The organism is Paenibacillus sp. YAE3, assembly GCF_057546105.1.
Map to the genome: position 1 here is coordinate 211,225 of NZ_BAAIYF010000007.1, position 13,569 is coordinate 224,793.

13 protein-coding genes are annotated in these 13,569 nt (G+C 49.0%); 3 read left to right on the forward strand and 10 right to left on the reverse strand.

Annotated elements, in window-relative coordinates; genetic code table 11:
• Nucleotides 1–79 precede the first annotated feature (79 nt).
• The 5 genes from AC27KL_RS15520 to AC27KL_RS15540 all read right to left on the reverse strand — a co-directional run bounded on the left by AC27KL_RS15520 (nt 80) and on the right by AC27KL_RS15540 (nt 5,404).
• Nucleotides 80–1,660 (reverse strand): DUF4179 domain-containing protein, encoded by a 1,581-nt coding sequence (locus tag AC27KL_RS15520; protein ID WP_487170276.1) that lies wholly within the window; start codon nt 1,658–1,660, stop codon nt 80–82.
• The gene (locus tag AC27KL_RS15525; RefSeq protein ID WP_487170277.1) at nt 1,641–2,213 is read right to left on the reverse strand and encodes an RNA polymerase sigma factor; all 573 of its coding nucleotides are present in this window, start codon (nt 2,211–2,213) and stop codon (nt 1,641–1,643) included. The genes AC27KL_RS15520 and AC27KL_RS15525 overlap by 20 nt, the downstream gene beginning before the upstream one ends.
• A gap of 215 nt (nt 2,214–2,428) precedes the next feature.
• Nucleotides 2,429–3,283: a stalk domain-containing protein gene (locus tag AC27KL_RS15530; protein ID WP_487170278.1), complete on the reverse strand. Its 855-nt coding sequence runs from the start codon at nt 3,281–3,283 to the stop codon at nt 2,429–2,431.
• 365 nt (nt 3,284–3,648) lie between these two features.
• Nucleotides 3,649–4,404, reverse strand: coding sequence for a carboxymuconolactone decarboxylase family protein (locus AC27KL_RS15535; protein WP_487170279.1), 756 nt, complete (start codon nt 4,402–4,404; stop codon nt 3,649–3,651).
• Between the two features lie 25 nt (nt 4,405–4,429).
• Nucleotides 4,430–5,404: an aldo/keto reductase gene (locus AC27KL_RS15540; protein ID WP_487170280.1), complete on the reverse strand. Its 975-nt coding sequence runs from the start codon at nt 5,402–5,404 to the stop codon at nt 4,430–4,432.
• 238 nt (nt 5,405–5,642) lie between these two features.
• Here AC27KL_RS15540 and AC27KL_RS15545 point away from each other — a divergent pair, with 238 nt between their 5' ends.
• Entirely contained in the window at nt 5,643–6,188 is a 546-nt protein-coding gene (locus AC27KL_RS15545; protein ID WP_487170281.1) for a TetR/AcrR family transcriptional regulator, read from the forward strand.
• 165 nt (nt 6,189–6,353) lie between these two features.
• On the opposite strand, the gene AC27KL_RS15550 is transcribed toward AC27KL_RS15545, so the two are convergent.
• Both AC27KL_RS15550 and AC27KL_RS15555 read right to left on the reverse strand, forming a co-directional pair.
• Nucleotides 6,354–6,530: a hypothetical protein gene (locus tag AC27KL_RS15550; protein WP_487170282.1), complete on the reverse strand. Its 177-nt coding sequence runs from the start codon at nt 6,528–6,530 to the stop codon at nt 6,354–6,356.
• 209 nt (nt 6,531–6,739) lie between these two features.
• Nucleotides 6,740–7,789 carry an NAD(P)-dependent alcohol dehydrogenase gene (locus AC27KL_RS15555; protein WP_487170283.1) on the reverse strand — a complete coding sequence of 350 codons (1,050 nt, stop codon included), beginning with the start codon at nt 7,787–7,789 and terminating at the stop codon, nt 6,740–6,742.
• A 272-nt stretch (nt 7,790–8,061) separates the two neighbouring features.
• Between AC27KL_RS15555 and AC27KL_RS15560 the strand changes: the two genes are divergently transcribed.
• Entirely contained in the window at nt 8,062–8,610 is a 549-nt protein-coding gene (locus AC27KL_RS15560; protein ID WP_487170284.1) for a TetR/AcrR family transcriptional regulator, read from the forward strand.
• A gap of 126 nt (nt 8,611–8,736) precedes the next feature.
• Here the strand turns inward: AC27KL_RS15560 and ppsA are convergent, their stop codons facing one another.
• The 3 genes from ppsA to AC27KL_RS15575 all read right to left on the reverse strand — a co-directional run bounded on the left by ppsA (nt 8,737) and on the right by AC27KL_RS15575 (nt 12,468).
• A complete protein-coding gene (gene ppsA, locus AC27KL_RS15565; protein ID WP_487170285.1) occupies nt 8,737–11,331 on the reverse strand; it encodes a phosphoenolpyruvate synthase in 2,595 nt (864 codons plus the stop codon).
• A gap of 231 nt (nt 11,332–11,562) precedes the next feature.
• Nucleotides 11,563–11,967, reverse strand: a complete 405-nt coding sequence (locus tag AC27KL_RS15570; protein ID WP_339324788.1) for a nuclear transport factor 2 family protein — start codon at nt 11,965–11,967, stop codon at nt 11,563–11,565.
• Between the two features lie 33 nt (nt 11,968–12,000).
• A complete protein-coding gene (locus AC27KL_RS15575; RefSeq protein WP_487170286.1) occupies nt 12,001–12,468 on the reverse strand; it encodes a DinB family protein in 468 nt (155 codons plus the stop codon).
• A gap of 197 nt (nt 12,469–12,665) precedes the next feature.
• Between AC27KL_RS15575 and AC27KL_RS15580 the strand changes: the two genes are divergently transcribed.
• On the forward strand, nt 12,666–13,568 hold the full coding sequence (locus AC27KL_RS15580) for a LysR family transcriptional regulator (protein WP_487170287.1): 903 nt from the start codon (nt 12,666–12,668) through the stop codon (nt 13,566–13,568).
• The last annotated feature ends 1 nt before the right edge of the window (nt 13,569 follow it).

Below are 13,569 nucleotides of genomic sequence, written 5' to 3' on the forward strand. Positions count from 1 at the left end.
CCCTATATGCATATTAGCAAAATAGCATATCACTTTCGTGTCATGATCAGCAGATCTATCCGCCCCCACTCGATCATGTTCATTTCCTCAGCATATTTTCCCAAGGAAGCTGCGTATCATCCCACAAGTCCACACTCCAGTCGACATCCTTGAACACGCGGTTAACCACAGTGCGCGTAAGCGTCAGCCTGGAAGGCACATGATCCATTCCATCGATCCGAAACTCGGAATCATGGATGATTTTTTTATCCCCGTCCGGTGCCGAGCCATGGCCGACGAAAACCGGGTATTCGCGCCCTTTCTCGTCAATGGCGATCCATTTTTCATTCATCTCCTGATTAACGTAGGTTCCGTTTGCCGTCAGAATCAACACTTGTCCCCCCTTGGAGTCGTAAGATCCAAGTTTATACGCGGAAAACGCCAACTCATCGCCCGATCCATGAAATACAGCCGGTTTTACAGACAGCTCGGCGGGCTTCATGCTGATGGATTCCTTCACGTGGACCGGCATATGAAAGCCATCCAATACGAAACGTATATTTTTGCTTTCGGGCGGCATGGCAAGAGGATGGATGATGTTTATAAACTCCTTGATTCGCTCGTTATGGGCATCGGCTCGCTCGGATTGAATCAAAGGCTCGAAGACCCCCGGCTTGCCAAAATCGTAACGCCCCCTTTTCCCTTCCCCGTCAACCGTCTCCAAGTGATAGAAGATCTTCAAGTTTTCCGCACCTGCATCGCTCGACTGTCTTTTTAGCTTTTCGCCAAGGGATGCCGTATAATCCAACCGTATTCCGCTTGGTGTCCGGATAATTTTTTTGAAATCAAGCTCCAACCCGTCCGGGGACGTGTAATGCTTGTCAATACGCTTTTCGGCAGAGAGCTGTTTGGCCTTCCGCATATCGAGCTTGAATTGAAAATGCCAATTGACCTTCACCGGTTTTCTGTCAGGCATGGTCGCCGTGAACCGTTCGATTTCGCCGATTTCGCTCGTCACCATCACCACATCAGGCACGGGTCCCGTAAAGACATAGGCGTATTCTTCGATTCCCGGATAGGAGTTTAGGGTGACAGGCACTCGTTTCGCTACTTCGTTGCCCTCCAGGTCCGTGATTCGGAAATCGTCCGTTTCCCGCAAAGGAGACTGCAGCATGCTTCCATCCGGCGCGGTCTGGCGGGCGGAAATGACGATTCGCGAGCGGTCGATAAGGACATGCTCAATTTGAATGGCATAACCTTGATCCTCGGCTTTGACATCCGGTTTTACCAACAATCCAAGGGGTCTCGATCGCTCGTAATCGTTGTACCAAAACCAGTCTTTCATGCCGGGCGGTACCGTTTCTTCGGGAATCGTCGGTTTCGTCTTGTATGTTTTGAACACGCCTGAAACTTTGTCTCTTAGTTCCGGCTGCTGCCATAAAGTCAAAGCTGACCCAAACACGATGACTGCCGCCGCTGCTCCCCCCATCCATTTTAGGTTTCTCCGTCTTCTTTTCGCGGAAGCGTAAGCGTTCAGATTCGGCAGCTTTTCCTTGTCATTCACCATCTGGACGTTTTCCAATTTATCCAAAACCTGTTGCGTAAAATCGGCATCCATATGGAGATCGGAGAACAGGGCATCTTTCATCGTTTGGTCATCTTTATTGGAAAAAGGCTTCATGGGCCAATCCTCCTTTCTTTTCCATCTCATTTTTCAGTCGTTTTTTTCCGCGATGCAGTGCATTCCGAACCTGGATGCTGCTTAAGCCGGTAATCTCCATGATCTCCTCATACGATAGTTCATTCGTGTATTTGAGGAGGAGAACGAGCCGGTAGGTATCGGGAAGAAGGTTCAGGTACCGGTATATGTCCCGCTGCATTTCTTTGCGGATGATGCGCTGTTCGGGCGTGGCCGCCGGATCGGACTCTTGGGCATGCCCATCCATTTCGGCGGGGATCGGGCGCCGTTTGCGCACATGATCTTTCATGACGTTAACGGCGATCGTATAGACCCAGGCGCTGAAACGGCTTCCTTCCTGATGCCGGGGCAAATACTTGTACACCCGTATGAACGTTTCCTGTGCCAAATCCTGCGCATCCTGATGGCTTGCCCCCATTCCCCGGAAGATTCCGTAAACGTTGTATTTGTACTTATCAACGAGCACGGAAAATAACTGCTTGTCATTAGCAATGATGCGGCGGATCAGATCCGTCTCTTGCTGTGAATCCATCATGATTGTCCTCCTGACTTGTCATTCACCCTATAGACCTTATCTCGCTGCCAAACTTCTCACTTTCATCGCTTTTTTTGTTAAAGCTTATCAGAAAAAAAATCCGGGCATCGTCCTGGATCATGTGAGTTGCGTCCGTCCTCCGACTGGAATACGAACAAAAAAGCCGCATGCCATGCGACTTTTTGTCGATTCCGTATATTCTTTTCGTCCGCCCTTCAGCGGGAGATCACCTCAAGCACTTTGCCGCTGCCATCTTCGATCATGCGTATGTTTTGATCATCGATGAGTTGAATGGTTCCGTCCGACTTGAAGCTATCATGCTTCTCCTTTAACCCGTGGGCAACGGATTTTCGTATCAACCCTTGATTCTTAAATACCAACGTATACAGGTCATATTCTCCTGTCTTTCGATTCGTGTATTCAATGAATAAAACTAACAAATGCTGGGGTGTCGATTCGAAGTTTAAGGTAAGTTCATGGGTGTTCACGTTCATGTCCTTCATGCCTAGCGGAATCAATCCCTTTTTTCCCGTATACAAATCAGTAAATTCGAGATCCCCGTTTGATGTCCGAACCCTAAAGCTGTATCCCGGTATGCTTCCATAAAAAGTGTCCGTATAATTGTTGAGTCCCGTTACGGTGACCTTTCCCGTCTTCGGATCCCTGTTGACCACTTCCCCGTCCAAAGCGGATGCTAGGAATCGAATCGGCACATAAAGGTGGCTGATATACCATACAGGTTCTCTGCCCATATCCACTTCTCGGCCGTCAACTTCTGCAATCCTGCTCCCCATATGTACGACAATGCGTTTCTGATCCCTCTTCAGTACCGCCGTATTGTCATTTTCCATCCCCCACAGCAGACCTGATCCGCTGCCGAGCGAGAACAAGCTTCCGTAAGTCACTCCGTCTTTATGAAGCGTCTGGATATGAGCAGTTTGACCGTCTTCCCATTGAGCTTCGAGCTCCACGTACTTGGATGCCGCCTCTGATTCTTGAGCGCCCAACGGCAAAATCGCCGATGACATCAATAAAACGGCGATTGCAGTTTTCCACTTCTTGAGTTTCACGACAAATATCACCCACTAATTGTAAATTAGATTACTACAATAGTAACGTTTATTTCTTAGGAAAGTTGCTATCCCCATGGAAATGCGCAGAAAATGTATGGGATCACCGTGTCTTCAACAGCCATGGCGGAACCGCGCAGCGACCCATATTTCATTTCCCGCCGGCTGGTCTGACAGCGGCGCACGAATAGCTTCCGCGCATTGGATACCGGCAAGGTCAGCGTCAGCACATGTCCCCACAGTACGGAAGAACGCGCAATCGGCATGGAATACCTTGGCGGATTTTCTATTCATCATGCTGCAAATCGCAAATAAACGCGACAAAGCTGCCGATCGATCGTCGATTCGGCAGCAGTAAAACGCCGCTATTCCGGAATGATTTCGTTTATGCAGCCCAAAGCATTCAATGTTCTCGGAAATCCCATATAGGGAAGGCAATGCGTGATGGCGGCAATCATCGTTTCCTTGTCATTGCCCACATTCATATTGCCCCGGACATGCGCCTTGACTTGACTTTCGGCACCGCCGAGCGCGCTTAACATGCAAAGGGTAAGCAGCTCGCGCGTTTTCAAATCGAGACCTTTTCGGGTATAGAAGTCACCAAAACAAAAGGCGGAAAGATAATCCTGCATATGCTTCTGATCGGGCGATGCGCTCTCGCGATTTTTTTTAATCGTATCGCCAAAGATCTCTACCTGCACGGCGAGTCCTTTTTCAAACCGGTCGTCCTCGCCAACCTGCTTTTGGCTTTCGAGCGGCAAGGTTATATTTCTTTCTGCGAACACCTCATTAATCACCGATATGGAACTTAAAGTTTTAGGAAATCCCAAATAAGGTGCACATTGGTATATAGCTTCTTTGATTTCTACAGGCGTCAGCCCGACGTTCAGCGCTGCATGAGCATGTGCTTTGAGCTGGGGCAAGGTTTGATTGGTCGCAAGCACGACCAGGGTTACAAGCTCGCGTTGCTTATCGTCCAGGTTGCCTTGATAAAACACTTCCCCAAAAACGAAACGGCTCAAGATGTCCTGAATATCAGGATCTGTTGCGTACGCCGCTGGGACTTCGTCGCCAAAAAGCTTCTTGCAGGTTATCCGGCTCTTTTCGTACCGATTCATCATAACAAATCCTCCTGTCCGTTGCTGCTTAAAAATGCCCGACGACTGGGTGCGGTACATAAGGTTCCTCCAAGAACGCAATTTCATCGGGGGTTAACTGAATGGAAAGAGCCGCAGCCGCATCTTCGAGCTGGGCGATTTTTGTCGCACCGACTATAGGAGCCGTTACCGGATCCTTATGAAGCAGCCACGCAAGCGCGATGTGAACCCGTCGAACGTCGTGTTTTTCCGCGAGAGCCGCAACCCGGTCGATCACCAATTGATCCGTATCTGCGGTTGCATCGTATTTTTGTCTGGCAATTTCATCGGTTTCGGCACGACGGGTAACTGCCTCCCGGGCCAATCTTCCTCCTGCCAGCGGGCTATACGGAATGACCCCGATTTTTTCTTCCTGACAAAGCGGCAGCATCTCCCGCTCCTCTTCACGATATATGAGGTTCAGATGATTCTGCATCGATACGAACCGTGTCCATCCATGTTTCTCGGCTGTATATAACGCCTTCTGAAACTGCCAGGCCCACATGGCAGAAGCCCCGATGTAACGCGCCTTGCCCGCTTTGACGACGTCATGGAGAGCTTCCATCGTCTCTTCGATCGGCGTATGGTAATCCCAACGGTGAATTTGGTACACATCCACGTAATCGGTTTTCAGCCTCTTCAAGCTTTTATCGATTTCGCTCATGATCGCTTTGCGGGAAAGCCCCGCTCCGTTAGGACCTTGATGCATCCGTCCGTGTATTTTAGTCGCAATGACGATTTCATCTCGCACAGCATAGTCCTTTAGTGCCGCTCCGACGATTTCCTCGCTGGTCCCGTCAGCATATACGTTTGCCGTATCAAAAAAATTGATGCCAAGCTCCAAAGCCTTTTTGATGATAGGACGTGCCTGTTCTTCATCAAGCACCCATCGGTGATGCCCTTTTTTCGGGTCGCCGAAGCCCATGCAACCCAGGCAAATCCGGGATACATCCATGCCGGTATTTCCTAGTTTCGTATAATCCATTGAAGGATTCCTCCTTTTTAGAAAAGTTGCCATCGAATCATCGAGCTTAGGAATTGGCGTCAGGGACGATTAAAACATGTCAATCGCCCTAGAATTAAATGAACATTGATCGAATAATCAACTCTCGTCTATAATTCTAGCCAGTAACCCTAAAGGTTCAATGATCAATTTCTTGCGATGTGTGGATTATTCAACAAAATCTCAACTATTGCCGATTATCTGAGGGAGGAACAGCGAAATGACCAAACGGGATCGCAGGGTTGTCAAATCCCAAGAAGCCATAAAGAATGCCATTCTTGAACTGATGACAGAAAAAAACTTCGAGGACATTACCATTCGGGACATTTCCGACAGGGCCAATGTGAATCGGGGAACCATTTACCTCCATTACATGGATAAATATGATTTGCTGGATAAAATCATTGAGGAACATATCAACAATCTTCGCGAGCTCTGCCACGCTGCATCCGAAATGAGCTTCCAGGAAGGGAATTATGTCTGGTTTGAATACTTCGCGGACAATCATCTGTTCTTTTCAACCATGTTAAACACTAAAAGCGCGGCTTATTTTCGAAGCCGATTTCTTGATTTAGTCATCCAAGAGTACAAAGTTGAAGTCGACGTAACCGAGGGAACAAATCAAGGCTTAAACGAAGAGGTCGTTCTTCAATTTTTTGGGGCGGCGGTCGTGGGGGCCGTGGAATGGTGGTTCAGAAATGGAATGCCGATCCCTCCGCGAGCCATGGCAGAACAAACAGGGATATTGCTGGACAGAAATTTCTAACCTTCTGCTCCTTCCCCTTCTTGTTCAAATTCATTCAAGCAAAAAAAGCATGGAATCGCCAAAAAACTCCCGCCTGAAAAGCAGGGAGTTTTTACGCTCTTGTATGCTGCTTACAACGTTTTGCAATCCTCGCTTGAGGAAAAAGGCTCCGGATATAAAAAGGAATTAGTACAGTCGCTCTTCGCCCGTCACCGGATTTTTAAATGCGGATCGAAAATCGCTGCCGTTGAGTTCCTCGGATGCTTCGACGTCATTTGCTGCTTGCGTCTCTTTGAGGGAGCTGGTACTTGGGAACCGATCCTCGGCCTCGGTTTGTTTTGATTGGTTTTTTTCCTGATCCATTTCAGTTGCCTCCTGGGTAAAATCCTTTTTCCTGTAGGATGCGACTGCGGCTTTATCCCTATACATTCTTAGATACGTTTTGCGCAGTGCGGGATGACCTTTTTTTTGAGCAGCACCCTAATCGCCCCTCGCTTTAACAAAAAAGAGCCGCTGATCTGCGACTCTTAAACGATGTTGCCGGACGTTCTGAAATAACATCCGGATTCTCCTTATTCCTTGCCCATCGTGCCGATGTCGATGACGAACCGATACCGGACATCCGAAGCAAGAACGCGTTCCCAGGCTTCATCAATCTGATTGGCGGAGATCAGCTCGATTTCAGGCGTAATACGGTGTTCGGCACAGAAATCAAGCATTTCCTGCGTTTCCCGAATGCCCCCGATGGCCGATCCGGCAAACGACCGGCGATGCGGGATAAGGGAAAACACTTGCACAGGCAATGCCTCCGGCGGAGCACCGACGTTGACCAAGGTGCCGTCGACGGCCAGCAGCGAGAGGTAGGCATTTAAATCAATCTTTGCGCTCACCGTATTCACGATCAGATCGAATGTATTGGCCAGCGTCGTAAACGTCTCCGGGTCGCCGGTGGCATAATAATGGTCCGCGCCGAGCTTTAAACCGTCTTCTTTTTTCTTCAGCGTTTGAGATAAAACCGTTACCTCCGCCCCCATAGCATGGGCGAGCTTCACGGCCATGTGTCCAAGCCCGCCGAGTCCAACCACCGCGACCTTTTTGCCTGGAGCGGCGCCCCAATGGCGAAGCGGCGAATACGTCGTTATACCGGCGCACAAAAGCGGTGCGGCGGCGTCCAGCGCGATGCCGTCGGGAATGCGGACGACGAAATCTTCGGTTACGACGATGTGGGTGGAATAACCGCCTTGCGTGTATTGGCCGTATCTGTCGATCGCGGCGTAAGTCCCCGTATGGCCATGATGGCAATATTGCTCCTCTCCCTTGCGGCAGCTTTCGCATTCTCCGCAGGAATCCACCATGCAGCCCACTCCTACCTGGTCGCCAATCGAATACTTCGTAACGTCCGATCCAACCTGGGCGACAATGCCGGCGATCTCGTGTCCGGGTACGAGAGGATATTGGACCGGCCCCCAATCGCCGCGAGCGGTATGGATGTCGGAGTGGCAAATGCCCGCGTATTTGATCTCGATGAGAACATCATGCGGCTTAAGATCCCTGCGCTCGATTGTCGTTAATTCGAATGGCCCTTCCGGACCGAAAACAGCACGTGCTTTAGCATGAATCATAGTACAGGACCTCCAGTTGATAAAAATTTAAAACGACGTATCCGACGATTCCTGACGATGGATATTTGCACATGATCAAAATTGACGTTTTTTCTGTTCATCATCACGGATCGACAGGAAGCAATAAGCGAAAGAAGTTGTTTAATCAACTCGTGTCTATTATTATAGAAGGAAGAAAACGAAGTTCAATGGTTAAAATAACGCGTTTTGTTCAAATATCAACATAATAACGAAAAGTGTCCATTATCTTGGAAAGTCAGGTGGGGATCACGATGGCAAAAGTCGACCGAAGAATTGTTAAAACGCAAGAATCCTTAAAAAAAGCCGTCATCGAACTGATGGCCGTCAAAAATTTCGACGATATTACCATTCAGGACATTGCCGACCAGGCCAATGTAAACCGCGGTACCATTTATCTGCATTATCAGGACAAATATGATTTGTTGGATAAAATCATGGAAACCCATATTAATGAATTAAAGGAGATGGATACATGGGCGTGCGAGTTGGAATGGACCGATGCCCTGGTTCCTTATTTCGAATATTTCCAGAAAAATTACTTGCTTTTTTCAACCATGTTAGCCAGCAAAGGGATGCCATCCTCTTTCAGAACCCGGCTTCTTGCTTCTTTTATGGAAGGGTTTAGAGGCGAGATCGACAAAGAAAGCGGAAGAAATGCGGATTTAAACGAGGACGTGATGCTGCAGTATGCCGGAACGGCCTATGTCGGGGTCATTGAATGGTGGATCAAAAACGGGATGCCCTATCCCCCGAAAGTCATGGCCAAACAAGTCGGAACCTTGTTAGAAAGAAGCCTATAAATAAAAAAGAGCGCCTGGGTTATCTCCAGAACGCTCTGCAAGCTCTTACTTCGGCTCGTCCAGACCGGTCACGATTTGCTGTCGAAGCCGATGTGTTCCTACCAATACCATTTTATACGGACCCCATTACAATATTTCAACATACCCTTCCGTTCCATTGACGCGAATTCGCTGCCCGTCCTTGATCAGCCCGGTGGCATTCTCCACTCCGACAACGGCCGGCAAGCCATATTCGCGCGCGATCACGGCGCCGTGGGTCATCAGTCCGCCGACTTCGGTGACCAGACCTTTTATGGATACAAATAATGGTGTCCAGCTGGGGTCGGTAAAAGCGGTGACTAAGATATCGCCGTCTTCCAGATCGGCATCTTCCATGTTCCATATGACACGTGCGCGTCCCTCGATCACTCCGGAGGAAACGGCAAGGCCAGCTAACGCTCCATCGGGAAGATTTTTCCGGTTGTACTCCCCTCTGATGATTTCGCCATCCGACGTCATTACGCGCGGTGGAGACAGTTTTTCATAAATTTGGTACTCTTCTTTCCGTTTGCTGATGATCCGGTCATCCAGCTTGTTTGTGCGCGCAACTTCGTGAAGCTCTTCGAAAGCGAGGTAGTAGATATCTTCTTTTTCACGAATCACGCCCGCTTGTACGAGCCGTTCGGCTTCTTTCAGCAAAGCCTGCTTATAAACGAAGTAGCGATTCACCATGCCGTATTTGGGATATTCCCGGTAGCCGATGAAATTCCGGACGAGGTCGATCATCCGTTTCGTTTCTTTGGCTTTTCGTTCGCCGTCCGGCAGCTGCTTCAAGCGCTGGATCAACTCTTGTTCTTTGGCCAAAGCCTCCCGGCGCCCTTGCTCAAATTTGCGGCGGCTGGCGTTAGGCTCAAAGTTTTTGACGTTACCCAAAATCAACGGGACAAGCGTAATCGGTTTTTCGCTCCAACGGGTCCGGGTCAAATCGATTTCTCCGGCACAGCGCATGCCAAATTTGTCGAGAAACCCTTGGATCGCGTCCCGGCTTTCCTGGCCGCCATCAAACTTCACCAGCTCATCCAGAAAGTTTTCATCCTTGGTCTGCTGCAAATAATCAATCACTTCCGGATAAGGGCGAATGACATCGGCGACATCCATCAGCGCCAGACCCATCTCCGAAGTAATATTGCCGGCTACCGATTGGGAAAGCGTGTCTGCCGCGTTTTTTTCGCCCAACCATGCGTTCATGTTGTCATTGATCCATGCCGAAGCATTCATCGCGGCCATAAACACAGCCGTACTTTGCGGGTCGAATAGAATCCGCCTTAATTCCTGGATATCTTCCAGAATGAAATCAAACAAATCCGCCCCCGATTTCCCTTGAATGTTTTGTTTCAACTCTTCGATCGAGGTTTCACTACGCTTTATCAAATCCGAAACGATTGCCGGATCGCTCTCGAACGCTGCCGGCATACCTGTATTTCCTCTGCCCGGAACCGGTGCTGTTGGATCATTGGGTAACAATTTTATAAAATCCCGCTCGATGACGGTCATGAGTGCGCCTTTGATGAGCGGATCGGATCCCACGGTATTCATTAAAGCTTCCCGTCCCGCAGAGGTAGCCAGCCGAGGTGCAACATCAACAAACAACCTGCCGCCGGCTGTACGCATGGGTGCGGGAGTGGTTAACAGGTAAAAAGACAATCCCAATGGTTTTATGGGGTCCGTCATCATTTGTTGATGGCCCACAGAGATGTAGACGTGGTTTTCTTGATCATTCTCTGCAGGAATCGGAAATAAAGTCGTAATGGGACGACTCTGAACAATATGGAAGGTATCCTCAGCCAAACACCATTCAATATCTTGCGGCTGGCCGAAATAAGCTTCGATTCGTCTCCCGATGCGTGCCAGTCGTAAAATTTGATCATCCGTAAGCGTTTGAGTCTTTTGGAGATCGGGATCGATCGGTTTGGTTTCCGTTCCGCCTTCTTTTCGGCCATAAATCGCCAATGTTTTGGTTGCGATCCTCTTGTCGGCGATTTCTCCTTCCCGTATCTTGTAATGATCGGCAGTTACTAAACCGGAGACCAACGCTTCTCCCAGGCCGTACCCGGCATCGATGGCAAGCAGTTTTCGGCTTCCGCTCATCGGATCGGCGGTAAATAAGATCCCCGAAGCTTGCGGGAAAACCATCTTTTGAACGATCACGGATAAATAAACTTGACGATGGTCGAATCCGTTTTGCATCCGGTACATGACCGCGCGATCCGTGAAAAGGGACGCCCAGCATTTGCGGATATGCTGCAGGATAGCGTCGACGCCGATGATGTTTAGGTAGGTGTCCTGCTGTCCCGCAAAAGAAGCATGCGGCAAATCCTCGGCGGTTGCGCTGGAACGTACGGCATAAGCGTGTTCCTCTCCAAACCGGGAGAGATAACGAACAACGGCATCCGCAACATCGGAAGGGATTTCTACATCCAATACGGTTTGTCTGATCTCCCTGCAGATTTCGCCCAGTTGTTCTCGATCCTCTGCGTTTAGCATGGTTAGTCGATGGAGCAACGCATGATACGTTTCGTTTGGCTCGATGGCTTTTTGATAGGCTTCGGTGGTCACGCAAAATCCTTCGGGAACTTGGATCCCTTCGATTTTTGATAATTCCCCTATATGCAATCCTTTCCCGCCTACGAGCCCAAGCTGCGTTTGTTGCATTTCCTGAAAATCGAGAACCAACGATCTCATTCCACATCTCTCCTAACCATGAAATTGAAAAAAACATTTGACAAGAAATTTTCGGCATGCTACAATTAAAATGTAAGATGAGATACATACGCCATTTTATCAAATGTCAGTCGTGCTCTGATTATATCATCACGTCTGTTTATATGCAATAAAAAAGAACCTGATCCAACGATTCAGGTTCTTTTTTTGATTTCCGCTATGCTTTTGTCGTATCCGAACCCCAATGATCGATTATGGGTTCTCGTAGTTTTTTAACGGCATTCCGACATATTCGCGGAAGGAACGGACCCGCTCACCTTCGAACTCGAAAACGATGGCAAGCTCATTGCGAAAATCCCGCCCGTTCAACGAACCTTCCGAGCGAAAAACCACCATCCCGTTATCTTCATTTTCAAGCACGATAAGCGGAGTCAACTGCATTTGAAACACGGAACGTTCGAAACGGACCAAATCCTCGAACCGCTTTTTGCCTTGCTGCTCGTGATTCCACCCTTCCAGCGGCAGCGGAACGGAGAAATGGAAATCTTCGGTCGCCTTTTTAAGAAAATCGTCCGTATCCCCCGTTTCCAAAGCCTGCTTAAAAGCATCAAACACGTCGCGAGTTCGGGATGGGACTGAGCCTGCGTATTTTTCCATGAGAGAATCCTCCTCATTATGGTTAATTGGTTGTTAGCTTGACAGAACCTTAAGCTGGCTCGAAATCGTGCCGAGGTGGATGGCTTCGTGAATCAAAGCGAAGTTGAACAACTCGCCGGCGGTGTGGAATTGGAAAGGTCCCATAGCATAAGGAGTCAAAAGCTTATCTTCCAGCATTTCCGGCGTCAGCTCGGATAGGCGGGAAAGCTGTGCCGTCAACATTTCGACCAATACTTCCTTTGATGGAGGGGCAAATGTCCAGTCCGAAGGTTTCGTACCGGAGTTAAACAACGTTTCATACAAGTCGGGTATGGCTGTCGGGGAGCTGAAGCTCAGGGTTGCATACCGGTCCATCCAATAAATGATATGGCCGACGTTCCAACGGATAGTATTGTTGAATCCTGCCGCTTGAACGTCAAATCGTTCCTCAGGAATCGCGTTTACCTGCTGCAGCACCACTTGACGTACCGTTTTAGCCGTGTTGATGATCATTTCAGACATGCTCATTTCCTCCTTTGTCATTGAGAACCGCTTGATCTGATCCCAGTATAGGTCCCGCGGAACTTCCCATCAATGCAGTGGGCGTTACCGTATCGTTAAGCAAAAGTTAACGATCCTTCGTTGACAGAATAAGGAAGATGAAGTAAAACTAACGTGTAACATCCATTCGGCGATGCAATCGAAAGCAGGTGTGCGTTTTGGAGTTAAAACAACTACAGTATTTTATGGCCATATGCGAAGAGCTTCACTTCACGAAGGCAGCTGAAAAAATGGGAGTCAGCGCCCCCAACGTCAGCCAGCAGATAAGGAGATTGGAAGAAGAATTAGGTGTTCTGTTGTTCGACCGTGTGGGGAAAACAATTGTCTTAACCGAAGCCGGTGCGATTCTTCGCGAACATGGCGCCGCGATGTTCGGGCATCTGCAGCAAGCGAGCGACGCCATTGCCGACCTGAAGAAGATGCAAGGCGGATCGCTATCCATCGGCGTTTTGCCAGGAGATGCGGATCTCATGTTTAATGCTTTGCTGCTGGACTTCCATCAAACCTATCCCGCCATTTCGCTGTCCCTTCTGGAAACCATGAAAGTAACCGAGCAAGTGTTGGACCGAAGCATCGATGTCGGCGTCACCATCGGACCTGTTAGCGACGAACGCCTCACTTCAATCCCTCTGTTTCACGAGGAGTTCGCATTGGCGGTAAGCAGGGACGATCCTCTGGCCGCGGAGAGCTTGCTTCCCTTGAATAAGCTGCGTTCCTTGAAAATTGTCATGTTTCCACCCGAACATCAATGCCGCAAGCTGATCGACCGCTTTTGCATGGATAACGGATTTGCGCTGCAGCCGCATATGGTGACGACAACGTTATCTTCCCTTCTCCAGATGGTACAAAGCGGAGTCGGCGCTTGCGTGCTGCCGCGGCTCCTGCTGGATAGCCTTAACGGTCAAGACATCAAAGTCATACCTTTGAGAAATCCGACCCCTTCGCAGGATATTTGTTTGATCTATCGCAGCGACCGCTATGTCGGATATGCGATGCGGACGTTTATCAAAAAATTAAGATCCTATATCGAAACAGCCATCCAGCAATCGAAGTCTTCATAGT

What these genes read in the sequence shown, in the direction of transcription:
- AC27KL_RS15560 (WP_487170284.1), top strand. Translation starts at nt 8,062, where the DNA reads ATGGCAAAAGTCGACCGAAGAATTGTTAAAACGCAAGAATCCTTAAAA.
- AC27KL_RS15545 (WP_487170281.1), top strand. Translation starts at nt 5,643, where the DNA reads ATGACCAAACGGGATCGCAGGGTTGTCAAATCCCAAGAAGCCATAAAG.
- AC27KL_RS15525 (WP_487170277.1), bottom strand. Translation starts at nt 2,213, where the DNA reads ATGATGGATTCACAGCAAGAGACGGATCTGATCCGCCGCATCATTGCT.
- AC27KL_RS15550 (WP_487170282.1), bottom strand. Translation starts at nt 6,530, where the DNA reads ATGGATCAGGAAAAAAACCAATCAAAACAAACCGAGGCCGAGGATCGG.
- AC27KL_RS15540 (WP_487170280.1), bottom strand. Translation starts at nt 5,404, where the DNA reads ATGGATTATACGAAACTAGGAAATACCGGCATGGATGTATCCCGGATT.
- ppsA (WP_487170285.1), bottom strand. Translation starts at nt 11,331, where the DNA reads ATGAGATCGTTGGTTCTCGATTTTCAGGAAATGCAACAAACGCAGCTT.
- AC27KL_RS15575 (WP_487170286.1), bottom strand. Translation starts at nt 12,468, where the DNA reads ATGTCTGAAATGATCATCAACACGGCTAAAACGGTACGTCAAGTGGTG.
- AC27KL_RS15520 (WP_487170276.1), bottom strand. Translation starts at nt 1,660, where the DNA reads ATGAAGCCTTTTTCCAATAAAGATGACCAAACGATGAAAGATGCCCTG.
- AC27KL_RS15555 (WP_487170283.1), bottom strand. Translation starts at nt 7,789, where the DNA reads ATGATTCATGCTAAAGCACGTGCTGTTTTCGGTCCGGAAGGGCCATTC.
- AC27KL_RS15535 (WP_487170279.1), bottom strand. Translation starts at nt 4,404, where the DNA reads ATGATGAATCGGTACGAAAAGAGCCGGATAACCTGCAAGAAGCTTTTT.
- AC27KL_RS15570 (WP_339324788.1), bottom strand. Translation starts at nt 11,967, where the DNA reads ATGGAAAAATACGCAGGCTCAGTCCCATCCCGAACTCGCGACGTGTTT.